At 53.3% G+C, this 24,800-nt stretch carries 19 protein-coding genes and 2 rRNA genes; 8 read left to right on the plus strand and 13 right to left on the minus strand.

The genetic code is table 11. The features are described 5' to 3' along the window. Nucleotides 1–50 precede the first annotated feature (50 nt). The 5 genes from fabY to typA form a co-directional block, all read right to left on the minus strand. Nucleotides 51–998 carry a fatty acid biosynthesis protein FabY gene (fabY, locus tag KGP26_RS28055; RefSeq protein WP_059199305.1) on the minus strand — a complete coding sequence of 316 codons (948 nt, stop codon included), beginning with the start codon at nucleotides 996–998 and terminating at the stop codon, nucleotides 51–53. 21 nt (nucleotides 999–1,019) lie between these two features. Beyond that, nucleotides 1,020–1,457 carry a D-aminoacyl-tRNA deacylase gene (dtd, locus tag KGP26_RS28060; RefSeq protein WP_024527827.1) on the minus strand — a complete coding sequence of 146 codons (438 nt, stop codon included), beginning with the start codon at nucleotides 1,455–1,457 and terminating at the stop codon, nucleotides 1,020–1,022. Then, on the minus strand, nucleotides 1,454–2,347 hold the full coding sequence (locus KGP26_RS28065) for a virulence factor BrkB family protein (RefSeq protein WP_059199304.1): 894 nt from the start codon (nucleotides 2,345–2,347) through the stop codon (nucleotides 1,454–1,456). The genes dtd and KGP26_RS28065 overlap by 4 nt, the downstream gene beginning before the upstream one ends. A gap of 50 nt (nucleotides 2,348–2,397) precedes the next feature. After that, nucleotides 2,398–2,988, minus strand: coding sequence for a glucose-1-phosphatase (gene yihX / locus KGP26_RS28070; protein ID WP_024482960.1), 591 nt, complete (start codon nucleotides 2,986–2,988; stop codon nucleotides 2,398–2,400). 165 nt (nucleotides 2,989–3,153) lie between these two features. Then, on the minus strand, nucleotides 3,154–4,977 hold the full coding sequence (gene typA, locus KGP26_RS28075) for a ribosome-dependent GTPase TypA (protein WP_059199303.1): 1,824 nt from the start codon (nucleotides 4,975–4,977) through the stop codon (nucleotides 3,154–3,156). A 370-nt stretch (nucleotides 4,978–5,347) separates the two neighbouring features. Here typA and glnA point away from each other — a divergent pair, with 370 nt between their 5' ends. The 4 genes from glnA to KGP26_RS28095 all read left to right on the plus strand — a co-directional run bounded on the left by glnA (nucleotide 5,348) and on the right by KGP26_RS28095 (nucleotide 9,659). Then, entirely contained in the window at nucleotides 5,348–6,757 is a 1,410-nt protein-coding gene (glnA, locus tag KGP26_RS28080) for a glutamate--ammonia ligase (protein WP_024482962.1), read from the plus strand. A gap of 190 nt (nucleotides 6,758–6,947) precedes the next feature. Continuing rightward, entirely contained in the window at nucleotides 6,948–7,997 is a 1,050-nt protein-coding gene (gene glnL / locus KGP26_RS28085) for a nitrogen regulation protein NR(II) (protein ID WP_065683705.1), read from the plus strand. Nucleotides 7,998–8,007: 10 nt separating this feature from the next. Beyond that, nucleotides 8,008–9,420 carry a nitrogen regulation protein NR(I) gene (gene glnG, locus KGP26_RS28090; protein WP_024527821.1) on the plus strand — a complete coding sequence of 471 codons (1,413 nt, stop codon included), beginning with the start codon at nucleotides 8,008–8,010 and terminating at the stop codon, nucleotides 9,418–9,420. 116 nt (nucleotides 9,421–9,536) lie between these two features. Beyond that, entirely contained in the window at nucleotides 9,537–9,659 is a 123-nt protein-coding gene (locus KGP26_RS28095; RefSeq protein WP_137751101.1) for a YshB family small membrane protein, read from the plus strand. Nucleotides 9,660–9,706: 47 nt separating this feature from the next. On the opposite strand, the gene hemN is transcribed toward KGP26_RS28095, so the two are convergent. Next, nucleotides 9,707–11,080, minus strand: a complete 1,374-nt coding sequence (gene hemN, locus KGP26_RS28100) for an oxygen-independent coproporphyrinogen III oxidase (RefSeq protein ID WP_094983256.1) — start codon at nucleotides 11,078–11,080, stop codon at nucleotides 9,707–9,709. A gap of 186 nt (nucleotides 11,081–11,266) precedes the next feature. Then, complete coding sequence (gene yihI, locus KGP26_RS28105; protein ID WP_024527819.1) at nucleotides 11,267–11,815, minus strand: Der GTPase-activating protein YihI; 549 nt, start codon at nucleotides 11,813–11,815, stop codon at nucleotides 11,267–11,269. A 745-nt stretch (nucleotides 11,816–12,560) separates the two neighbouring features. Here yihI and yihA point away from each other — a divergent pair. Further along, nucleotides 12,561–13,208, plus strand: coding sequence for a ribosome biogenesis GTP-binding protein YihA/YsxC (gene yihA / locus KGP26_RS28110; protein WP_024482967.1), 648 nt, complete (start codon nucleotides 12,561–12,563; stop codon nucleotides 13,206–13,208). A 544-nt stretch (nucleotides 13,209–13,752) separates the two neighbouring features. Here yihA and polA read toward each other — a convergent pair. Then, nucleotides 13,753–16,548 (minus strand): DNA polymerase I, encoded by a 2,796-nt coding sequence (polA, locus tag KGP26_RS28115; RefSeq protein ID WP_209523660.1) that lies wholly within the window; start codon nucleotides 16,546–16,548, stop codon nucleotides 13,753–13,755. Between the two features lie 502 nt (nucleotides 16,549–17,050). On the opposite strand from polA, the gene KGP26_RS28120 reads away from it, so the two are divergent. Further along, on the plus strand, nucleotides 17,051–17,941 hold the full coding sequence (locus KGP26_RS28120; RefSeq protein WP_115159569.1) for an acyltransferase: 891 nt from the start codon (nucleotides 17,051–17,053) through the stop codon (nucleotides 17,939–17,941). Nucleotides 17,942–17,987: 46 nt separating this feature from the next. Here KGP26_RS28120 and dsbA read toward each other — a convergent pair whose 3' ends face one another. The 3 genes from dsbA to KGP26_RS28135 form a co-directional block, all read right to left on the minus strand. Further along, on the minus strand, nucleotides 17,988–18,611 hold the full coding sequence (dsbA, locus tag KGP26_RS28125) for a thiol:disulfide interchange protein DsbA (protein ID WP_024482970.1): 624 nt from the start codon (nucleotides 18,609–18,611) through the stop codon (nucleotides 17,988–17,990). Between the two features lie 29 nt (nucleotides 18,612–18,640). Beyond that, the gene (locus KGP26_RS28130) at nucleotides 18,641–19,627 is read right to left on the minus strand and encodes a serine/threonine protein kinase (RefSeq protein WP_071683787.1); all 987 of its coding nucleotides are present in this window, start codon (nucleotides 19,625–19,627) and stop codon (nucleotides 18,641–18,643) included. Nucleotides 19,628–19,720: 93 nt separating this feature from the next. Further along, nucleotides 19,721–19,990: a YihD family protein gene (locus tag KGP26_RS28135; RefSeq protein ID WP_059199298.1), complete on the minus strand. Its 270-nt coding sequence runs from the start codon at nucleotides 19,988–19,990 to the stop codon at nucleotides 19,721–19,723. A gap of 151 nt (nucleotides 19,991–20,141) precedes the next feature. Here KGP26_RS28135 and mobA point away from each other — a divergent pair, with 151 nt between their 5' ends. Then, nucleotides 20,142–20,732 (plus strand): molybdenum cofactor guanylyltransferase MobA, encoded by a 591-nt coding sequence (gene mobA, locus KGP26_RS28140; RefSeq protein ID WP_094983260.1) that lies wholly within the window; start codon nucleotides 20,142–20,144, stop codon nucleotides 20,730–20,732. Further along, nucleotides 20,729–21,250: a molybdopterin-guanine dinucleotide biosynthesis protein MobB gene (gene mobB, locus KGP26_RS28145; RefSeq protein ID WP_094983259.1), complete on the plus strand. Its 522-nt coding sequence runs from the start codon at nucleotides 20,729–20,731 to the stop codon at nucleotides 21,248–21,250. The genes mobA and mobB overlap by 4 nt, the downstream gene beginning before the upstream one ends. A 300-nt stretch (nucleotides 21,251–21,550) precedes the next feature. On the opposite strand, the gene rrf is transcribed toward mobB, so the two are convergent. Together rrf and KGP26_RS28155 are read right to left on the minus strand one after the other, a co-directional pair. Continuing rightward, nucleotides 21,551–21,666, minus strand: a 5S ribosomal RNA gene (gene rrf / locus KGP26_RS28150). A gap of 102 nt (nucleotides 21,667–21,768) precedes the next feature. Further along, nucleotides 21,769–24,676: ribosomal RNA gene (locus KGP26_RS28155) — 23S ribosomal RNA — on the minus strand. Nucleotides 24,677–24,800 lie beyond the last annotated feature (124 nt).

The raw sequence follows: 24,800 nt of genomic DNA on the forward strand, positions 1-24,800 counted from the left end.
CGCGCCCACCAGGATAGGTTTGGTCACAGAATCTATTCTGAGCTTGATGCTCAGCTCGCTATCGGCTCTGAACCGCCCTTGTCCAACGGCTCTTCCGGTTCGGCTGGCAGCACCATATAGGTGCCCTCAAATACTGCACCTTCGTCATCGTCACCGAATAAATGTACCTCTGCCTGCACGCGCGCCCGGCGGCCACGCGCCAAACGGGCCAGATCGCCACTCAATGAGCTCAGATCGGCAACGGCTCTCGGCCTGCCGGTGATCGGTTTGCTGTAGCGGATGTGGGCGTCTGCCAGAATAATCGTGCCCCCCAGGTGGCGCTCACGCAGCAGCAGCCAGATCAGCCCCCATGCAGTCAGCGTTGCCAGGGAGAACAGGCTACCGGCAAACAGCGTATGGTGTGGATTTTGATTACCCACTTCCGGCATGGTGGTAACAAAACGCTGGCCGGTATATTGGCTGATGCGCACCCCCATTTTTTCACTGAGCGGGATATGTTCATACCAGGCTTGTTGCAACTGCCCGCACCAGTCGGGGCGATGCAGAATATCGTCCAGCGTGGCCACGGGTTTGATCATCAGGTAATGGCGGATCGGCGTAGTTTGCGGCGCAGTGATTTCGCCCTGGTTGATAAAGCCCAGCTTGGCAAAGAAGTCCACCGCGTCCTCACGGGCGCTACACACCACCCGCTTCACTCCTTCCTGGCGCGCTACCGACTCAAGGGTCATTGCCACCAGAGTTCCCAGGCCTTTGTCCTGCACAGCTGGATCGACCGCCATAAAGCGGATAGCGGCTTCGTTATCGGCATTGATATACAGACGGCCAATCGCCACTATCCGGCCGTTCTCATCCACCACCATCTGATGGTGCGCCATGGCGTCGTAGGCATCCTTTTCCGAACCCACCGGCTGGTGTAATGGCTTGCGCAGCATCTCCCAGCGAAACTGGTAATAGTCTTTCAGTTCTTGTTCTGTAACGGGTACTCGTAGGTGATACATAGACGCCTTCTCTTGTGATCTTTAAACCTGCAGCCAGAACGTCACCGGGCCATCGTTCACCAATGCCACCTGCATATCGGCGGCAAACTCACCGGTCTGGGTTTCAATACCCCGTTCCTGGCACTGCCCAACAAAATAGCGGTATAGCCGATCGGCCTCCTGCGGCACCGCACCGCGCGAAAAACTTGGCCGCATGCCTTTCTGGGTATCGGCTACCAGGGTGAACTGCGACACCACCAACAGGCTACCACCAGCCTGCTGAACGTTGAGATTCATCTTGTCATCCTCGTCGCCGAAGATGCGATACCCCAGCACCCGCTCACACAGGCGTTGGGCTTTTTGCTCGTTATCGTCCTGCTCAACGCCCAATAACACTAACAAACCGGGGCCAATCTTGCCTACTGTCTGACCTTCTACCGTAACGCTGGCGTTTAATACCCGTTGAATTAACGCAATCATAACGATCCTTCCTGCTCCTCTTTTTGCTGTTGTTCTGCTTTCTGCTGCTGGTAAAGGCGGTGCTCACCCAGCGTAACGGTGATTTCGGCCCCCAATAACACGATACACCAGCTCCAGTAGACCCATAAAAATAAAATCGGGATCACCGCCAGCACGCCGTAGATCAGCTGGTAGGAAGGGAACATGGTGACATACAGCGCAAAAGCTTTCTTACCCAGCTCGAACAACACCCCGGCTACCAGCGCCCCGATCAACGCATCTTTCGCAGGCACGCGTACCGTGGGCACCACGCTGTATAACAACCAGAAAGAGACCCAGGACAGGATCAGCGGGAAGATGCGCAGCACCTCATCCACCAGGCTGTTAACGCCGCTTTGCGCTAACCAGTTTAGCGACAACAGATAGGAGCTGATCGCCATACTGGCCCCCACCAGCAGCGGGCCGAGGGTCAGCACCATCCAGTAAACGGCAAAGGAAACCACGATCGGCCGCTGGTTCTTACTGCGCCAGATGGTGTTCAACACGCTATCCACCGAATAGATCAGCAGCAGCGCGGTGACAATCAGGCCGCAGATCCCCACGGCGGTCATCTTGCTGGAGTTGGCAACAAACTGCTCCAGATATCGTTGCAGCACGTTACCGGCGGCAGGCATAAAGTTGGAGAAAATAAAGCTTTTTAGCTGCACGCTGATATCCGCAAACATCGGGAAAACGGCAAACAGCGCAAACACCACGGTGATCAGCGGCACCAGGGAAAGTAGCGAGACATAGGCCAGATGGCCCGCCAACATGGTCAGGCCATCCTCATCAATACGTTTATACAGCAACCGCCCGAAGGTTATTCCGGGTTTGATCGACGATGGCAGCTTTTTGCGGCGGAAAAACGACATGGCTTTATCCTAAATGTCAGTCTGGACGCCTTAAGCTTAACGTACGGTGATTATTGAGCAAAATAAGCTGGCACAACCTGGCGATCGATGACGTGCACCGCCTTGATCCCCAGCGCTGCGGCTGCTTCTACGTTCGCCGCCACATCGTCAAAGAATACCGCCTGATCCGCCGGAGTGTTTTCCGCCTTCAGTACGTGCTGATAGATGTTGGCATCGGGTTTGCGCATGCCTAGATCCTGCGACAGATACATGTGGTCGGCCGCTTCAGCGACCTGAGGGTAATGCTGAGGCCAATAATTGCAGTGCAGACGGTTGGTATTCGATAACACCACCACGCGATGCCCTTCGTTGCGCAGACGGTGCATAATCTCGATCACTTCAGGGCGCAGGGCGACAAATACCGCCTGCCAGCCGGTGGCAAACTGCTCGAAGCTGAGCGCTATCCCCATCTCTTCACAGAGCTTGGCCGCAAAGTCTTCGTCGCTAATCTCGCCGCGCTCGTGCTGTTGGAATACCTCACCCATGCTAAAACGTTCGGACAACGTCGCCAGCGGTGTGCCGCTCAGGTTGCTCCACACGCCCAGTACACGTTTGAAATCGATATCGACAATCACATTACCTAAATCAAAGATATACAGCATAGTCCTCTCCCATGGGCCAGTGAGATTTCACTGTAACGGGAAAAGTTAAGGCTGAACAGGGAGCAGTGTGAAAAGCGCATGGCGCGCCGCAGAAAGGGGGAAAGACAGAGGAAAAAACTCAGGGCGCTGTGACACGCCCTAAGTATTGCGGATTAAATCGGCGAATTAAGCTTCTTTAGGACCGCGGTTGGCACGCTTACGATCGTTTTCCGTCAGGTGACGCTTACGGATACGGATCGAGATTGGCGTCACTTCTACCAGTTCGTCATCATCGATGAATTCCAGAGCTTGCTCCAGAGACATTTTGATGGCCGGAACCAGGGTAGTCGCTTCATCGGTACCCGATGCGCGCATGTTGGTCAGTTTCTTACCGGTCAGGCAGTTCACGGTCAGGTCGTTAGAACGTGAGTGGATACCGATGATCTGGCCTTCATACACTTCAGCACCGTGGCCCAGGAACAGCTTGCCGCGATCTTGCAGACCGTACAGAGCGAACGCTACCGCTTTGCCCTGGCCGTTAGAGATCAGCACGCCGTTCTGACGCTGGCCCACTTCGCCCGGACGCACATCGTCGTAGTGGCTGAAGGTGGAGTACAGCAGACCGGTACCAGAAGTCATGGTCATGAATTCGTTACGGAAGCCGATCAGGCCACGGCTTGGGATCACGTAGTCAAGACGCACACGGCCCTTGCCATCTGGATCCATGTTTTTCAGGTCAGCTTTACGCTCACCCATCGCCTGCATCACAGAACCCTGGTGCTGTTCTTCGATATCCAGCGTCACGTTCTCGAACGGCTCTTGCTTGCGGCCATCGATTTCACGGAAGATAACTTTCGGACGGGAAACCGCCAGTTCAAAACCTTCACGACGCATGTTTTCGATCAGAACCGACAGGTGAAGCTCACCACGGCCTGAAACACGGAATGCGTCAGCATCTTCGGTTTCTTCAACGCGCAACGCCACGTTGTGTACCAGTTCCTTGTTCAGACGCTCAAGGATTTGGCGTGAAGTCACGAACTTGCCTTCTTTACCACAGAACGGTGAGGTATTGACGTTAAAGAACATGCTTACGGTAGGTTCATCAACCGACAGTGCTGGCAACGCTTCAACCGCGTTCACATCACAAATGGTGTCAGAGATGTTCAGCTCGCCCAGGCCGGTGATGGCAACGATGTCGCCCGCTTCGGCAACGGTGGCTTCGATACGTTCCAGACCCATATGGGTCAGCACTTTACCGATTTTACCGTTACGGGTTTTGCCTTCGCTGTCGATCAGGGTGATCTGCTGGTTAGGCTTCACTTTACCACGCTTGATACGGCCGATGCCGATAACGCCCACGTAGTTGTTGTAGTCCAGCTGCGAGATCTGCATCTGGAAAGGTGCTTCCAGCTCAACCTGCGGCGCAGAGACGTGATCGACAATCGCCTGGTACAGCGGAGTCATGTCTTCGGCCATATCGTTATGGTCAAGACCAGCGATACCCATCAATGCGGATGCATAGATGATTGGGAAGTCGAGCTGTTCGTCGGTAGCGTCCAGGTTAACGAACAGGTCGAAGACCTGATCCACAACCCAGTCAGGACGCGCGCCAGGGCGGTCAACCTTGTTGATTACCACGATCGGTTTCAGACCATTAGCAAACGCTTTCTTGGTCACGAAACGGGTTTGCGGCATTGGGCCATCCATTGCATCCACAACCAGCAGCACCGAGTCGACCATTGACATCACGCGCTCTACCTCGCCGCCGAAGTCGGCGTGTCCTGGGGTGTCTACGATGTTGATGCGGTAGTCTTTCCAATTAATGGCGGTGTTTTTTGCGAGGATGGTAATCCCACGCTCTTTCTCCAAATCGTTGGAGTCCATTACGCGTTCTGTCGCTTCTGAACGCTCTCCGAAAGTACCGGATTGTTGCAGCAACTTGTCAACCAGGGTGGTCTTACCATGGTCAACGTGGGCAATAATGGCGATGTTACGCAAATTTTCGATCACAGCTTTGCCTCAGGCATTAGAAATAGCGCGCTATTGTACACGTATTAAGCGAGGTACTAAACAAGATCACAACACTCTCTTATAAACAACTGTGTACAGGCTAGTTTGTGATCCCTTTCACGGTGCAAAAAGCAGCAATCGATGATGTTTTGCACCATTATAGTGCCCTACCCCAGGTTATTTGCACCACCATAGTGCATTGCATCGCTAATGGTGCATACTGGCAATGAGCAAAACCCGCACAAACCGGCGATTTTTTCGCTTTTTAAAAGTTGGCACAGTTTTCGCTTTAGTCTACACAAGGCAAAACAGGCCAGTTACACAGATTCGTTCCACGACGATGACAACGATAAATCCGGGAGAGTTAAGTATGTCCGCTGAACACGTTTTGACGATGCTGAATGAGCATGAAGTGAAATTCGTAGACCTGCGTTTCACTGACACCAAGGGTAAAGAGCAACACGTTACCATCCCTGCTCATCAGGTAAATGCCGACTTCTTCGAAGAAGGTAAAATGTTTGACGGCTCCTCAATCGGTGGTTGGAAGGGCATCAACGAATCTGACATGGTCCTGATGCCAGACGCCAGCACGGCGGTTCTGGATCCGTTCTTCGAAGAATCTACCCTGATCATTCGTTGTGACATCCTCGAGCCAGGCACCATGCAGGGCTACGATCGTGACCCACGCTCAATCTCCAAGCGTGCTGAAGACTTCCTGCGCTCTTCCGGCATCGCCGATACCGTGCTGTTCGGGCCAGAACCAGAGTTCTTCCTGTTTGACGACATTCGTTTCGGTAGCAGCATCCGTGGTTCTATGGTTGCTATTGATGATATCGAAGGTGCCTGGAACTCCAGCACCAAACTCGAAGGCGGCAACAAAGGCCACCGTCCAGCGGTCAAAGGCGGTTACTTCCCAGTGCCACCGGTCGACTCTTCACAGGACATCCGTTCTACCATGTGTCTGACCATGGAAGAAATGGGCCTGGTGGTTGAAGCTCACCACCACGAAGTGGCAACCGCAGGTCAGAACGAAGTGGCTACCCGCTTCAATACCATGACCAAGAAAGCCGACGAAATCCAAATCTACAAATACGTGGTTCACAACGTGGCTCACGCATTTGGCAAAACCGCGACCTTCATGCCAAAACCGATGTTCGGCGATAACGGCTCAGGTATGCACTGCCACATGTCACTGTCCAAGAACGGTACCAACCTGTTCGCTGGCGACAAGTACGGCGGCCTGTCTGAAATGGCGCTGTTCTACATTGGCGGCATCATCAAACACGCTAAAGCGATCAACGCCCTGGCCAACCCGACCACCAACTCCTACAAGCGTCTGGTCCCAGGTTACGAAGCGCCGGTTATGCTGGCTTACTCTGCCCGTAACCGCTCTGCGTCTATCCGTATCCCAGTGGTTGCCAGCCCGAAAGCGCGCCGTATCGAAGCTCGTTTCCCGGACCCAGCGGCTAACCCATACCTGTGCTTCGCTGCACTGCTGATGGCTGGCCTGGACGGCGTGATCAACAAGATCCACCCTGGCGATGCCATGGATAAAAACCTGTATGACCTGCCGCCGGAAGAAGAAGCTGAAATTCCAAAAGTGGCTGGCTCACTGGATGAAGCAATGGCCGCACTGAACGAAGACCGTGAATTCCTGACCCGCGGTGGCGTATTCACCGACGACGCGATCGATGCCTACATCGAACTGCGTAAAGAAGAGATGGATCGCGTGCGCATGACGCCACACCCAGTTGAGTTCGAACTGTATTACAGCGTTTAAGTCATACCCGCGCTGTCTACGGATGGCGCGTCCTAAGTATTAGTAGCCGTTTTTTTGTTGCCGTGGAAACTTTTAGCCCATCTTCGGATGGGCTTTTTTCTCCACCGTATATTCTGCAAAACTATTTCATACCGTGATGGTTGCGGATGGAGTAGGATGGATGCACTAAAAAGGTGCAGGAGACTGCTGTATGGCAACCGGCAAGCTGCCCGATGCTGGGCAGATCCTCAATTCTCTCATCAACAGCATTTTGCTGTTGGATGACACACTGGCGATCCACTACGCCAACCCGGCGGCACAACAGCTGCTGGCACAGAGTTCTCGTAAACTTTTCGGTACACCGCTGCCCGATTTACTTGGCTATTTTTCGCTGAATATCGATCTGATGCGTGAGAGCCTGCATGCTGGCCAGGGCTTTACCGATAACGAAGTGACCCTGGTGGTCGACAGCCGCGCCCATATCCTCTCCCTGACCGCTCAGGCGCTGCCAGATGGCTTTATTCTGCTTGAGCTGGCCCCAATGGACAATCAGCGTCGCCTCAGCCAGGAGCAGTTACAGCACGCCCAACAGGTTGCGGCTCGCGATCTGGTGCGCGGCCTGGCGCATGAAATCAAAAATCCGCTCGGCGGTTTGCGGGGTGCCGCGCAGTTGCTGGCCAAAGCTTTGCCAGACCCTTCGCTGACGGAATACACCAAGGTGATCATCGAACAGGCCGATCGGCTGCGTAATCTGGTAGATCGCCTGCTAGGGCCACAGCGCCCCGGCCAACATATTACTCAGAGTATCCATCAGGTCGCGGAGCGAGTCTTCCAATTGGTGTCGTTGGAGAAACCCGATAACGTCACGCTGGTGCGTGATTACGACCCTAGTCTGCCTGAGCTGGCGCACGATCCCGATCAAATCGAGCAGGTGTTGCTCAATATCACCCGCAACGCGCTGCAGGCGCTGAGCGAAACCGGTGGCACCATCACGCTGCGCACGCGTACCGCGTTTCAGATCACCCTGCACGGCACCCGCTACCGGCTGGCGGCACGGATCGATGTTGAGGATGACGGCCCGGGCGTACCGGCCCAGTTGCAAGACACTCTGTTCTACCCAATGGTCAGCGGCCGCGAAGGCGGTACCGGCCTGGGGTTATCCATCGCCCGTAATCTAATCGATCAGCATTGCGGAAAAATTGAATTTAACAGTTGGCCAGGTCACACCGAATTCTCGGTTTTCCTGCCTATTCGCCAGTGAGGTTTGTGCTATGCAACGAGGGATAGTCTGGATCGTCGATGACGATAGCTCCATCCGCTGGGTGCTAGAGCGTGCGCTCACCGGAGCCGGGGTGAACAGCGTCACCTTCGACAGCGGCAATGCCGTGTTGGAAGCATTGGCCACGCAAACTCCCGACGTGCTGCTATCAGATATCCGCATGCCGGGTATGGATGGCCTGGCGCTGCTCAAGCAGATCAAACAGCGTCACCCGATGCTCCCGGTCATCATAATGACGGCACATTCGGATCTGGACGCGGCGGTTAGCGCCTATCAACAAGGGGCATTCGATTACCTGCCAAAACCCTTTGATATTGATGAGGCCGTTGCTCTGGTAGAACGTGCCATCAGCCACTATCAAGAGCAGCAGCAACCCGCTCGCAGCCAGCCTGCCAACGATCCTGTCGCCGATATTATTGGTGAGGCCCCGGCAATGCAGGATGTGTTCCGCATTATCGGCCGCCTGTCACGTTCCTCCATCAGCGTGCTGATCAACGGGGAGTCGGGAACTGGGAAAGAGCTGGTCGCCCATGCGTTGCATCGCCACAGCCCACGCGTCAAATCTCCGTTTATCGCCCTGAACATGGCCGCGATCCCCAAAGACCTGATCGAATCTGAACTGTTCGGCCATGAGAAAGGGGCGTTTACCGGCGCCAATCAGATCCGTCAGGGCCGTTTTGAACAGGCCGACGGTGGTACGCTGTTCCTGGATGAAATCGGGGATATGCCGCTGGATGTGCAAACCCGCTTGCTGCGCGTATTGGCGGATGGTCAGTTCTATCGCGTGGGTGGCTATGCGCCGGTAAAGGTAGACGTGCGTATCATTGCCGCCACGCACCAGAACCTGGAGTTGCGCGTTCAGGAGGGCAAATTTCGTGAAGATCTGTTCCACCGCCTGAACGTGATCCGCGTACATCTGCCGCCGCTGCGTGAACGCCGTGAGGATATTCCGCGCCTGGCGCGCTATTTCCTTCAGGTGGCTGCGAAAGAGTTGGGTGTGGAGGCGAAGAACCTGCATCCGGAAACCGAAACCGCCCTCACTCGCCTGCCGTGGCCAGGCAACGTACGCCAGTTGGAAAACACCTGCCGCTGGCTGACCGTGATGGCCGCCGGGCAAGAAGTGCTGATCCAGGATCTGCCCTCAGAGCTGTTTGAAACCGCCGCGCCGCAAGCCAGTAGCCACGGCTTACCGGACAGTTGGGCCACGTTGTTGGCACAGTGGGCCGACCGCGCGTTACGTTCCGGTCATCAAAACCTGTTGTCCGAAGCTCAGCCGGAAATGGAGCGCACTTTGCTCACCACCGCGCTACGGCATACCCAGGGGCACAAGCAGGAAGCTGCCCGCCTGTTGGGATGGGGCCGGAATACCTTAACGCGTAAGCTGAAAGAATTAGGGATGGAGTAAGAGAGGGGCGCTAGATGATTAAAAATACAATCCAGCGCACAAAAAACCAGCGATTTAAGGCTTTTACCGGATATGCGACAGCAGTATGATCGAAACGCAAACTCAGGAGGCTTTTGATGCTGGATACACTCATCGTCTTTCTTACCCAAGGCGCAGACGTCGGCTCTGCCGTCAGCCATTCACCGCAGGCGGCCGTTGCCACGGTGTTGTGCGCCGCACTGATCAATTTCTTCAGTTAACAGGGCGCAGCACGCTGCGCCCCTACACATCCACCTTGGTGTTGGCGTCAGATAACCCGGGAAAACTGTTGGGCGCGGGCCTGTTTACGCAGGTAGATATCGAAGCACATGCAAATATTACGGATCAGCAAGCGCCCACGAGGCGTGACGCGAATGCCATGCTCATCGCGCTCCACCAGCCCGTCACGTTCGAACGGCGCCAGTAATTCCAGATCGGCGGCAAAGTAATCCGCAAACGCAATGCCGTATTGCTGCTCAATCGGTTGATAGGCCAGTTGGAAATTACAGATTAGCGTCTTGATCACATCACGACGCAGGCAGTCATCTTCCGTCATCGCCAGGCCACGCCACAAGGCGTTCCCCTGCTCTTCCACGTTAGCGTAATACACCTTCAGCTCTTTCTGGTTCTGCGCGTAGCTGTCACCCAGCATGCTGATGGCAGAAACCCCCAGGCCCAGCAGATCGCTGTCCCCTTGGGTGGTATAACCCTGGAAATTGCGGTGCAGTTTGCCTTCGCGCTGGGCAATGGCCAGCTCATCGTTCGGCCGGGCAAAATGGTCCATACCGATAAACTGATAGCCCGACTCCGTTAGCGAAGCGATGGTTTGCTGCAGAATATCGAGTTTCTGCTGGGCGCTAGGTAGATCGGCGTCCTTGATTTTACGTTGGGCAGCAAACAGGTTCGGCATATGGGCGTAGTTAAATACGCTCAGGCGATCCGGGTTCAGCTCCGCCACCCGTTGCAGGGTGAAGGCAAAACTCTCTGGCGTCTGCTTCGGCAGGCCGTAAATCAGATCGATATTGGTCGAGTTGAAGCCAAGCGCTTTAGCCCGGGCGATCAGGGCAAAAATGAACTCTTCATCCTGCTCGCGGTTAACCAGACGCTGCACTTCTTTATTGAAGTCCTGCACTCCCATGCTGAGGCGGTTGAAGCCTTCGGCACGCAGGTGGTCCAGCACGTCCAGCTCGATTTCACGCGGGTCAACTTCGATCGACATCTCCATTGCTGGCTGGAAATCAAAGTGCTGGCGTAGCATGGCGACCAGCCGACTGATTTGCTGCTTATCCAGATAGGTTGGCGTACCGCCGCCCCAATGCAGTTGGCTGACCTTGCGGCCGGCAAACAGAGGGGCACGAGCGATGATTTCCCGCTCCAACACGGCCAGGTATTCATCGGCCTTGTGAGTCTGGCGTGTGACCAGCTTATTGCAGCCGCAGAAATAGCAGAGCTTATGACAGAAGGGAATATGGACATACAGCGACAGCGGGCGCTCAGGGTAGCGCGTAGCCGCGCGTTGGAACGCAGCTTCGTCATAGCCCTGGTTAAACTCCAGCGCCGTGGGGTATGAAGTATAACGCGGGCCTGAATAGTTATATTTTTGGATCAGGGCCAAATCCCAGACAATGGTCTGTTCTGACATGCTTGCTCACTCCTTCCGATATTTTTTCCTACCGGGCCGGGAAATGGGCAGTTGTCTACGCTGTCTGGCCGCGGAAGCGCTGCGAAAACGCGTTTTGCGCTTCGACAGCCGCCACAGTTTACCGAATAACCACAGTAGATAACATGTCAACAGTAGGGCTATTGCCGGGATCAGCCACATAACCGCTTAAAATACGTCTTTCGGGTTACCGCCTTTCAGCAGTTTCAGAATATCTTCCTGCTTCTCTTCCTGCTCTTCGTCGTCTTCATCACCCAGTTCGATGCCCAGCTGTTCCATCAGCGCATCAATACGATCCAGGGTTTGATCAACGTACGCCTGATCTTCCGCGCTCAGCGTGGCGCCTTCATCCAGGCGATCCAGCAAGGCATCCAGACGTTCATCGTTTTCCAGCTTGGTCAGTTCTTCTTCTGGCGTGAGGCGCGGTTTTTCTGCCTTCGGTTTTGGCTGTGGCTTGGTCGCCTTCACTTTAGCGTCGACCACCAGCGCAACCGGCACTTTACTGCCGAGACGAGGATCTTTGGGTTGCGCGCCAGTTTTATTTTTCTGGTTGGCAGACTCAACCTGGGTACGTGAACCGGAAGCCAGGCCACGGCGCTTTTTCAGGCGCTTGCGCTCGCGCGCTTCCTGATCGAGCTCCACACGACTTTTCTTTTTACTTTTTGACGTCGCCGCGCTGCTGCGTGGGCCGCGAGGTGCTTTTGATGGCTGGTTCATGGCTTTTACTCTTAGGTATGTAGATCCAGTATAGAATTGCTATACGGTTGCGGCGGAATCTAGCAGAAAGCAGACAAAGAAAAAAGGCGGCAGGTTAAAACCTGCCGCCTATTTCGCACCTTCACTCGAAGGATATTCCTGCTCCGCGCTCCATGCGCACACTCAACATCCCGGTTTTTCCATCTGCGATAACCGCGCTCCCTGCTACTACGTCTTTCATCCTGAAAGAAAAAATCATCCGTGCTGCGATCCGTTCGCTTCCACTCTTCCTGAGTGCGCTTCCCGCGGGCGTCCCAATTGCAGTCACTTCATCATCCGTGTACTATTCGTGCGCTCCGGCACCAATAGTTTCAATTCCATCTGACATCATCCTGGTACTCATTACACTGCCTGTGTATTCCCTGAGATTTTTCACCCTTCCTGGATGTTCCTGTTTCCTTGGCCTCCTGCCTTGCAACCTACTTTACGCTTTTATGGGATGTGCTCAAGATACCTACAGGTGGCTTACGACGATCTTTTACTTAACGAAATTACAATGCCCTGTTTTATAACAAATAAAATATTTACAGCTTTCGAATAAAGCGACATTACCCCCAATTCGAATGGTCAATGTCTCACACGGCGGTCGACCTTTTGCCACAAGGGCTCAGTGGTTAAAACGCTTAATAACCGAGAAACACACCCTTTTAGCGCTGATGCAGTTATAATCGCCCACCAGATAGCCATCCTCACGGAGACGAAAATTTTGACCAGCAAGAACTACAATTACCATGTGACCCATTTCGTCACCAGTGCACCCGATATTCGCCACCTACCGGGGGATGAAGGTATTGAAGTTGCGTTCGCCGGCCGTTCCAACGCCGGTAAGTCCAGCGCACTGAATACCCTGACCAATCAGAAAGGCCTGGCACGTACCAGTAAAACGCCGGGGCGTACCCAGCTGATTAACCTGTTCGAGGTCGAAGAAGGCATTCGCCTGGTCGACCTGCCAGGCTATGGCTATGCCGAAGTGCCGGAAGAGATGAAGAAGAAATGGCAGCGGGCGCTGGGTGAATATCTGCAAATGCGTAACTGCCTGAAAGGCCTGGTGGTGCTGATGGATATTCGTCATCCGCTCAAAGACCTGGACCAACAGATGATCCAGTGGGCCGTCGACGTTGGCACGCCAGTGCTGGTCCTGCTGACCAAGGCCGATAAGCTGGCCTCTGGTGCCCGCAAGGCACAACTCAATATGGTGCGTGAGGCCGTGCTGCCATTTATGGGTGATATTCAGGTGGAAGCCTTCTCGTCACCGAAAAAGATCGGTGTCGATAAACTGAGCCAGAAGTTGAATACCTGGTTTAACGAGATCCCACCGGAAGTGCTGCCGGAAGACGATATCGGCGGGGAATGATAACCGCTGCGGGTATTTCGTAGTGGGCCGCATGCAGAGCCGATGCTAAAACATCGGCTTTTTTACGCCCGTTATCACCCTACACGAGGCCGCATTTCGTTATCTAATTACAATTTTGACTAAAAGCCATCATAAAAACTTATGGTAGATAGTGCGCTGTCAGGAGATACATGCAGATAAATCAGCCAAAGGAACGGCAGGAGAAGAGCAGGCGGGGATAACGAAAATCGATGCTTTTGCTTTGTTTTTACAATAAAAAACGCCCCAGTCAATACTGACTGGGGCGGCTAAATATTCAGCCAAATCCGATTACGTGAAGTAAAAGGTCTGAAAGATAGAACATCTTACCTCTGTACCCTACGTCTGTAACTCTACATCATTTTTTCACGCTGCAAAAGAATTTTTTGTAGTTTACTTACACGATCCGGGCACTAACAACGCCAATTTAGTCGAAACAATCACCGAAGGATGTTGCTCAATTACCAAAAGTGCTTAGGTTTTCGCCTGTTAGCGAAAACTGGCCATAACGTATCACCCAGGGTAATCAGTGAGCCTCATCCCAGTTTTTACCTACACCGATGTCCACCCGCAGCGGAACAGCCAGCTGCATACTGTTTTCCATTAACTCATGAATGCGCAGGCTGGCCTCTTCGATGGCGGACTCGTGGATTTCAAACACCAGTTCATCGTGTACCTGCATAATCATGCGCACCAGCGGCTTCTCAGGCCCTTGCAGCCAGGCATCCACCTCAATCATCGCACGTTTGATGATATCCGCAGCAGTGCCCTGCATAGGGGCGTTAATCGCCGCTCTCTCGGCCGCCTTGCGACGCATACCGTTACTGGAGCGAACGTCCGGCAGATACAACCGGCGGCCATCCAGCGTGCTGACGTAGCCCTGCTCGGCGGCCTGCTGACGGGTGCGCTCCATATACTCCAGCACGCCAGGGTAGCGCTCGAAGTACAGATCCATATAGCGCTGCGCTTCGCCGCGCGGGATCCCCAACTGGCGAGCCAAACCAAATGCGCTCATGCCGTAAATCAGACCAAAGTTAATCGCCTTGGCACTGCGACGCTGTTCGTTGGTGACCTTCTCCAACGCCAGACCAAAGACTTCTGCCGCCGTTGCCCGGTGTATGTCCTTACCTTCAGCAAACGCTGTGAGCAAGCCTTCGTCCTGCGATAAATGGGCCATGATGCGCAGTTCAATCTGCGAGTAGTCCGCCGCGACAATACGGTAACCCTCAGGCGCAATAAATGCCTGACGGATACGGCGCCCTTCATCGTTACGTACCGGAATGTTTTGCAGGTTTGGATCGCTGGATGACAGGCGACCGGTGGCGGTGACGGCTTGGTGATAGGAAGTATGCACCCGCCCGCTAACCGGGTTGATCATCAACGGCAGTTTGTCGGTATAGGTGGTTTTCAGCTTCGCCAGACCACGGTATTCCAGGATCACTTTAGGCAGCGGATAATCCAGCGCCAACTCGGCCAGCACTTCCTCATTGGTTGAAGGAGCACCGCCAGGGGTCTTTTTCAGCACCGGCAGCTTTTGCTTTTCATACAAAATGGCCTGCAACTGCTTGGTCGAGGCCAGATTGAACGGCTCTTCTGCCAATTCATGGGCCTGCACTTCAAGCTCGCCGAGGCGCTTGGTCAACTCAATGGAGTGAGCAGCCAGAATGTTAGGATCGATCAGCACCCCGGTGCGTTCGATATGGGAAAGCACCGGCAACAGCGGCATTTCAATCTCATTGAATACCGTCAGCAGGCCTTCACTCTCTTTCAACTGCGGCCACATCGCCAAATGCAGCTGTAGCGTAACGTCGGCATCTTCTGCCGCATAAGGGCCCGCCTCTTCAAGGGCGATCTGGTTAAAGGTTAACTGTTTTTTGCCTTTGCCCGCGATCTCTTCGAAGGTAATGGTTTTATGGCCCAGGTAGCGATCGGCCAGGCTATCCATATCGTGACGGCCACTGACGCTGTCGAGTACGTAGGACTCCAGCATGGTGTCGTAGGCGATACCGCGTAGATCGATGTCATAGCGGGCTAGCAGGCTTTTATCGAACTTCAGGTTCTGCCCCACCTTCAACGCCTTTTCGTCTTCCAGCAGCGGCTTCAGGATGGCCAGCACGTGGTTGCGATCCAGCTGTGGGGGAGCATCCAGATAATCGTGTGCAACCGGCAGGTACGCCGCCACGCCAGGCTCAATGGCGAAGGACAGACCGATCAGGTTAGCCGTCAGGGTATCCAGGCCGTCAGTTTCGGTATCGAAGGCAAAAACTTCGGCCTGTTTCAGGCGCTCCATCCAATCGGCGAAGGTTTCCTCATCCAGAATGGTGACGTAACCTTCCTGCGACAGGGTAGGCTCTACGGCGGCTCTTGGTGCTTCTGCCGTTGAGGCTGGCTTGGCTGCCGCGCTGGCCTTACGACCTGACCCTTTGTTTTCTAACCAGGTCCCGGCTTCAACATCGGCCATCCAGCGTTTGAACTCGTAGCGCTTAAACAGCGCCTGCAGTTGATCGACATCCGGTGGGCTCACTTCCAGCTCACTGCATTTCAGATCCAGTTCAACATCGGTTTTGATTGTCGCCAGTTTGTAAGAGAGATAGGCCACCTCTTTGTTCTGCTCCAGCTTGGCCGCCATGGTCTTGGCACCGCGGAAGCTCAGCGTGGCAATGCTATCCAGATTGGCATAGAGCTGATCCAGGCCCCCTAACCCTTGCAGCAGCGCCTGGGCCGTTTTCTCACCCACCCCAGGTACGCCAGGGATGTTATCTGACGAATCCCCCATCAGCGCCAGGAAATCGATGATCAGTTCAGGAGGAATACCGTATTTATCACAGACCTCCTGCGGGCCGAGGATGGTGTTGTTCATGGTATTGATCAGGGTAACATTCGGCGTCACCAACTGAGCCATATCTTTGTCGCCGGTGCTGATCAACACGGCATGACCCGCTTTCTCAGCCTCTAGCGCCAGAGTGCCGATTACGTCATCGGCCTCTACGCCAGGTGTAACCAGCAACGGTAACCCCATGGCTTTAACCATCTGGTGCAGCGGTTCGATCTGCGCTCGCAAATCGTCCGGCATCGGTGGCCGATGTGATTTATATTCGGCAAACAGCTCGTCACGGAAGGTCTTCCCTTTGGCATCAAACACCACCGCCACATGGCTGGGGGTATACTGCAACAGCAGGCTGCGCAGCATGTTCAGCACACCGTACATCGCTCCCGTCGGCTCACCGACCGAGTTTGTCAGCGGTGGGAAGGCGTGGTAGGCGCGGTAAAGGTAAGAGGAACCATCCACCAGGATTAATGGGTTTTCTGCAATCTGGGCCATAACGTTTCTTTTTCGTGAAAAGGACTGGGGTAAGGATGCCATAGCTAGCCGCTGGTGACGAACCTTAGCGTGCAATATGGCCAAATTAGATGAGATCCTGTGAAGCGATCCGCAAGATCCTGCCTGTGGATAACTTTGTGCATAGTTTAGCAACTGAATTATAACGAAGGTAATATCGTTATAATGGAGAATAAAATTCCTAGACAAATCACACTGTTGAAAGAGGGGATTGGCGGTTTTGCTATTTATCGTGTTTCAGTTAATTTGTGGATATAACTGGGGCCGAAGTTTAATCGCACGTTTAATCAATTTAGGCACCTCAATGACCATAGCACAAGATTGAAAATCTGCACGCCAACGGCTAACAACTGGCAATTTCTACCAGGTTAAAATCGCTTACTTATAGCCGCGTATTCTTGGCCAGGATTCTGTTAAAATATTTTTTTGTTGGTACGTACTGACGTATCTAACCATGTTTCCTTCAACCGTCAGCACTAAACCCATGCCAAAATTGCTAGCCCCTGTTATTTTTATCTTTTCTGCGCTGCTTGCCATTGGCGTAACGATGCTGTGCTCCATCCCCATTGTTTTGGCCGGTATCATTAAGCTTTTGATCCCCATGCCCGCCGTTTGGCGATACATTTCAGCCTTTGCTGACCTGACGATGTGGTGCTGGTGCCAATGCCTGGCAGTATTGTTACGAATTAATCCCCGCTTGCAGTGGGATATTCAAGGGCTGCACGGGCTGGAGAAAAAGAATTGGTATTTGCTGATCAGCAACCATAAAAGCTGGTCGGACATTGTAGTGCTGTGTGTGTTATTCCGTCACCATATACCTATGAATAAGTACTTCCTGAAACAGCAACTGGCCTGGATCCCCTTCGTCGGCCTGGCCTGCTGGGCGTTGGATATGCCCTTTATGAAGCGCTACTCGCGGGCCTATCTGCACAGACATCCAGAGAAAAGCGGGCAGGATATCGAAACCACGCGGCGTTCCTGCGACAAGTTTCGCCTGCGCCCGACCACCATCGTCAATTTCGTTGAGGGGTCTCGTTTCACCGAGGCCAAGAAAATTAAAACCCGCTCACCCTACCGCAATTTGCTCGCCCCGAAAGCTGCCGGGATCGCCTTTACGCTTAGTGCGCTTGGCCAGCAATTTGATAAGATCCTGAATGTCACCTTGTGCTATCCGGATAACCGTGAGCATCCCTTTATGGATATGTTGTGTGGCCGTTTGCAACGGGTTGTCGTCAGGATTGAATGCCTGCCGATTGATGAGTCGCTGCACGGGGATTACTTCAATGACAAACTGTTTAAACGTAAATTCCAGATTTGGCTGAATACGTTGTGGCAGGAAAAAGATGGTTTGCTAGACAGGCTCAAGCGTGAATAAGTTAAAAAAAACGCCGGATTAACCGGCGTTGATTTCTTGCTGCAGGTTACTTTTGTTCGGTCAGGAACTTAACGACATCAGCAAATTGCTTGACGTAAACGTCCATGCTGCTGGTATCCAGGCCATCGTTTTTCACCATGTATTTGCCATTAACAAATACCGCTGGCACGCCGCGCAGTTGCAAATCTTCTGCCGCTTTCTCTTGCTGAGCCACCAGAGATTTCACCACGAAGCTGTTTAAAGCCGCGTCATAGTCTTCACCTGCTACGCCTGCATTGACGAATACCTTGCGGATATCGTCAGGCGTTTGCACGGTTTGAGTTTTCTGAATCGCTTCAAACATTGGCTGAGTAATTTTGTCTTCTACACCCAGAGCCATGGCAACTGCCCAGGCCTGAGTTAATTGCTTACCCAATGGACCCAGGAATTCCACATGGTATTTGGTCATCTTGGTGCCTTCAGGCAGCGCTTTTTTGACCGCATCAGAAATATGGTATGTCTCTTCAAACTGGTAGCAGTGCGGGCAGTAGAAAGAGAAGAACTCCAGCACCTGTGGTTCGCCAGTTACCGGCTTATCCAAAGTGATGTATTGCGTACCGTCACTGAATTGCGCAGCGGAGGCACTGAATGCCATCACCATACCAACGAGTGCCAACCAAATTTTTTTCATAACACTAAACTCTCCATTATGTTAATGCTTCAATACATTGGCATGAGCTGCAGAGGGGGTTCCTGCAACAGCTTAACCTGTTCAGTAAATGCCGCAGTCTGAGATAACCAGAAATCAGACTCCGCCATCCACGGGAAACTTTTTGGAAACGCGGGATCCTGCCAACGGCGCGCTACCCATGCCAGGTAATACACCATGCGCATGGCCCGCAAGGGTTCGATCAACGCCAACTCGCGCTGATCAAATTCGGCAAATTCGCCATAGGCCTCCAGCAGGATATCCAGCTGCATCAGCCGATCGCGACGTTCGCCGTGTAACAACATCCACAAATCCTGTATTGCCGGCCCGTTGCGTGCATCGTCAAGATCGACGAACAGCGGACCATCACGCCACAAGATATTGCCTGGGTGGCAATCGCCATGCAAACGCAGCGGTTGCCAATCCAGTTGCCAGTGCGGTTTGATAGCGTCAATCAACGTATCCGTAGCCCGCAGGAAAGTCTCGCGCTGGGCCTTGGGAACTAAATCACAGCTGGCCAGAACCTGCCGGGGCTCTGTGAGATACTCTTCAATGCCAATGGTCGGCCGCTCGGTAAACAGGCTTTCGCTACCCACCTGGTGGATGCGGCCAAGAAAACGCCCGACCCACTCCAGCTGTTCCAGATTATCGATCTCGTACTGTCGGCCACCGACGCTCGGAAATACGGTAAAGAAAAAGCCTGCATGGGTGTGCAGCGTATTTCCCTGTAATACCAGCGGCGCGACCGCCGGAATTTCGTTGTGCGACAAATCCAGCGCGAACCGGTGTTCTTCACCGATTTGCTCTGCACTCCAGCGTTCTGGGCGATAAAATTTCACCACGTAACGCCGACGATCTTCGTCCATAAACTGGTATACGCGGTTTTCATAGCTGTTGAGCGCCGTCAGCCCTGAATCAACACGCAAACCTATCCCTTCCAGCGCATCCATTATCAGATCGGGAGAAAGGGTTTCAAAATTAAATGCAGAGTTGTTCATAACAACCGTTCAGTTCGCCAGATGACAACAGCGTGCCAAGAATAAGAAAGAGTAGCACTAATCACCGCCACTGATGATCGCACCGCATGAATGCTAATCTTTTATCACGCCACGGGCACGCAGCAACGCCGTTTTAAAGTCTTCTTCGTAGTCTTTCTTCAAGCCTGGGATCTGTTCTGTGCCCGCACTGCCGCGCATTTTCAGATGATAGATCAAGATATCATCGCTCAGATCGCCTAACTCACCCTGAAAACCCGCTTCCTGTGCCAGCTTTTGCAGAAACTGAATCAGGTTGAGATCGGGATCCTGCTGCCAGGCCGGGTGCAAAAGCTCAATCAGTTCGTTTACGCGATGCGTTTTCATAGCAACATATCATCCAATGAAGTGATAAACCCACAAAGTAGCAGGCTTGACTACGTAGTGAAAGAACCAGCGTGTCAATAAAGGTAAATCATGATGTCTGAACAGGTTTAGCGCTACAATCAGGGCATTGGAGAGGGGTTGGATGATGACTATGCATGCAAATATAACCGGCGTTATTCTGGCCGGTGGGCGCTCTACCCGCATGGGAGGGAAAGATAAAGGATTGGTGCAAGTGGGGGATAAAACTCTGTACCAGCACGTCCTGGGCCGATTAACACCACAAGTGAGCCAGGTGATCATCAGTGCCAATCGCAATCAGCAATGCTATCAGCAAAGCGGCTTAGAGGTCGTCGGCGATCTGACGGCAGATTACCCTGGCCCCTTAGCCGGTATATTGGCTGGCCTCACTTATGCCAACACACCATGGATTGTCTGCGCCCCCTGCGATGTACCCGACTTCCCTCTCAACCTGGTAGAACAGCTTTGGCTGCATAAAGGCAATGCCCTGGCCGCCTATGCTTGCGATGGCGAGCGTGAGCATCCAACCTTCGCTTTATTGCATACCAGTCTGACAGAGGAACTCACCCGTTATCTAGCCCGGGGGGAACGCAAATTGATGCTGTTCATGGCGGCTGTCGGTGCACAACAGGTGGTGTTCCGTGGGCAGCAAGACGCCTTCCGTAATTTGAATACCCCGGAAGATTGCCAACAGTGGCAGCAGGAAAAGGGGGGCGATCAATGACGGAGTTATTGCCACCCTTGCTGGCTATCGCCGCCTATAGCGGCACAGGTAAAACCACGCTGCTTAAGCAATTGATCCCGCTATTAAAACAGCAACAGGTGCGCGTTGGCCTGATCAAGCATACCCACCATGATATGGATGTTGATACGCCTGGTAAGGACAGCTATGAACTGCGCAAGGCCGGTGCAGACCAGACGCTGGTTGCCAGCGATCGGCGCTGGGCATTAATGACCGAAACACCTGAACAACAGCCTTTAGATCTCCAGTATCTGGCTGGCAGATTCGATCGCAGCAAGGTGGATTTGATCCTGGTGGAAGGGTTCAAGCATGAACAGATCAGCAAAATTGTTCTCTATCGCGAGGAAGTCGGTAAACCGCTTGCAGATATGTTGGATCAGCACGTCATTGCCGTAGCCAGCGATAGGAAGATAGAAGGTGTTGCGCCGTTACTTGATATCAACCAGCCTGAAACGATCGCTGGGTTTATTGTTCAGTGGCTGAAGCAGACAAAGGCATAGTCCCCTCACCCTAACCCTCTCCCACAGGGAGAGGGAATCGATCGAGTCCGCTGGTATTCCTCAGAACTTCTTATCTTTCTGATTACTCATCACTGCCGAAACGGCATGGGTTCATCAAAGGTTCCGACTTGCCGTAGCCGCACTCACTCATCCACGACGCCGGACGGCTCCCTCTCCCTCACACGGGGGTTCAGTTGTTCTCGGCTGGTACTCTGGGAGAGGGTGGGGGTGAGGGGTATTTCCATTTCCGCCCCATAGCAAAAAGGCCATCCTTGCGGATGGCCTCTTGGCTTAATTGATGCCTGGCAGTGTCCTACTCTCGCATGGGGAGACCCCACACTACCATCGGCGCTACGGCGTTTCACTTCTGAGTTCGGCATGGGGTCAGGTGGGACCACCGCGCTATTGCCGCCAGGCAAATTCTGTTTCATTCTTGGCCGTTACTTTCGTAACCACCAGAACCAATCTCGGAACTTCGCTGAAAATTGTCGTCTACTCTAAAACACCTTTGGTGTTGTAAGGTTAAGCCTCACGGATCATTAGTACTGGTTAGCTCAATGCATCGCTGCACTTACACACCCAGCCTATCAACGTCTTAGTCTTAAACGTTCCTTCAGGGGCCTTAAAGGCCCAGGGAAGACTCATCTCGAGGCAAGTTTCGCGCTTAGATGCTTTCAGCGCTTATCTTTTCCGCACTTAGCTACCGGGCAGTGCCATTGGCATGACAACCCGAACACCAGTGGTGCGTTCACTCCGGTCCTCTCGTACTAGGAGCAACCCCTCTCAATCTTCCAACGCCCACGGCAGATAGGGACCGAACTGTCTCACGACGTTCTAAACCCAGCTCGCGTACCACTTTAAATGGCGAACAGCCATACCCTTGGGACCTACTTCAGCCCCAGGATGTGATGAGCCGACATCGAGGTGCCAAACACCGCCGTCGATATGAACTCTTGGGCGGTATCAGCCTGTTATCCCCGGAGTACCTTTTATCCGTTGAGCGATGGCCCTTCCATTCAGAACCACCGGATCACTAAGACCTACTTTCGTACCTGCTCGAGCCGTCACTCTCGCAGTCAAGCTAGCTTATGCCTTTGCACTAACCTCACGATGTCCGACCGTGATTAGCTAACCTTCGTGCTCCTCCGTTACTCTTTGGGAGGAGACCGCCCCAGTCAAACTACCCACCAGACACTGTCCTCACCCCGGATCACGGGGCCGAGTTAGAACATCAAACATTAAAGGGTGGTATTTCAAGGTTGGCTCCATGCAGACTGGCGTCCACACTTCAAAGCCTCCCACCTATCCTACACATCAAGGCTCAATGTTCAGTGTCAAGCTATAGTAAAGGTTCACGGGGTCTTTCCGTCTTGCCGCGGGTACACTGCATCTTCACAGCGAGTTCAATTTCACTGAGTCTCGGGTGGAGACAGCCTGGCCATCATTACGCCATTCGTGCAGGTCGGAACTTACCCGACAAGGAATTTCGCTACCTTAGGACCGTTATAGTTACGGCCGCCGTTTACTGGGGCTTCGATCAAGAGCTTCGCCTTGCGGCTGACCCCATCAATTAACCTTCCAGCACCGGGCAGGCGTCACACCGTATACGTCCACTTTCGTGTTTGCACAGTGCTGTGTTTTTATTAAACAGTTGCAGCCAGCTGGTATCTGCGACTGGCTTCAGCTCCGAGAGCAAGTCTCTTCACCTACGCGCCAGCGTGCCTTCTCCCGAAGTTACGGCACCATTTTGCCTAGTTCCTTCACCCGAGTTCTCTCAAGCGCCTTGGTATTCTCTACCTGACCACCTGTGTCGGTTTGGGGTACGATTTGATGTTACCTGATGCTTAGAGGCTTTTCCTGGAAGCAGGGCATCAACTACTTCTGCACCGTAGTGCATCGTCATCACGCCTCAGGGTTGGTAGCGTTCCGGATTTACCAGGAACACCCCCCTACACGCTTAAACCGGGACAACCGTCGCCCGGCTAGCCTAGCCTTCTCCGTCCCCCCTTCGCAGTAACACCGAGTACAGGAATATTAACCTGTTTCCCATCGACTACGCCTTTCGGCCTCGCCTTAGGGGTCGACTCACCCTGCCCCGATTAACGTTGGACAGGAACCCTTGGTCTTCCGGCGAGCGGGTTTTTCACCCGCTTTATCGTTACTTATGTCAGCATTCGCACTTCTGATACCTCCAGCAAACCTCACAGTTCACCTTCAACGGCTTACAGAACGCTCCCCTACCCAACAACGCCTGAGCGTCGCTGCCGCAGCTTCGGTGCATGGTTTAGCCCCGTTACATCTTCCGCGCAGGCCGACTCGACCAGTGAGCTATTACGCTTTCTTTAAATGATGGCTGCTTCTAAGCCAACATCCTGGCTGTCTATGCCTTCCCACATCGTTTCCCACTTAACCATGACTTTGGGACCTTAGCTGGCGGTCTGGGTTGTTTCCCTCTTCACGACGGACGTTAGCACCCGCCGTGTGTCTCCCGTGATAACATTCTTCGGTATTCGGAGTTTGCATCGGTTTGGTAAGCCGGGATGGCCCCCTAGCCGAAACAGTGCTCTACCCCCGAAGATGAGTTCACGAGGCGCTACCTAAATAGCTTTCGGGGAGAACCAGCTATCTCCCGGTTTGATTGGCCTTTCACCCCCAGCCACAAGTCATCCGCTAATTTTTCAACATTAGTCGGTTCGGTCCTCCAGTTAGTGTTACCCAACCTTCAACCTGCCCATGGCTAGATCACCGGGTTTCGGGTCTATACCTTGCAACTATTCGCCCAGTTAAGACTCGGTTTCCCTACGGCTCCCCTATACGGTTAACCTTGCTACAAAATATAAGTCGCTGACCCATTATACAAAAGGTACGCAGTCACACCACGAAGGTGCTCCCACTGCTTGTACGTACACGGTTTCAGGTTCTATTTCACTCCCCTCGCCGGGGTTCTTTTCGCCTTTCCCTCACGGTACTGGTTCACTATCGGTCAGTCAGGAGTATTTAGCCTTGGAGGATGGTCCCCCCATATTCAGACAGGATGTCACGTGTCCCGCCCTACTCATCGAACTCACAATTAATGCATTTTAGTGTACGGGGCTATCACCCTTTGCTGCGCGACTTTCCAGACGCTTCCACTAACACAAGAACTGATTCAGGTTCTGGGCTGTTCCCCGTTCGCTCGCCGCTACTAGGGGAATCTCGGTTGATTTCTTTTCCTCGGGGTACTTAGATGTTTCAGTTCCCCCGGTTCGCCTCGTATGGCTATGTATTCACCATACGATAGTGTGTCGAAACACACTGGGTTTCCCCATTCGGGTATTGCCGGTTATAACGGTTCATATCACCTTACCGACACTTTTCGCAGATTAGCACGCCCTTCATCGCCTCTGACTGCCTAGGCATCCACCGTGTACGCTTAGTCACTTAACCTCACAACCCGAAGGTGTTTCTGTAAACAGAGACACTGTCGTGCTGTTTATTTGAGAGACTCTATGACAGGTTAATCCTTACCCCAATACTTCTACGGAGGGATAAGTTTCAGCTGTCATGTTTC

The sequence above is a fragment of the Serratia sp. JSRIV002 genome, assembly GCF_019968725.1.
Taxonomy (GTDB): domain Bacteria; phylum Pseudomonadota; class Gammaproteobacteria; order Enterobacterales; family Enterobacteriaceae; genus Chania; species Chania fonticola_B.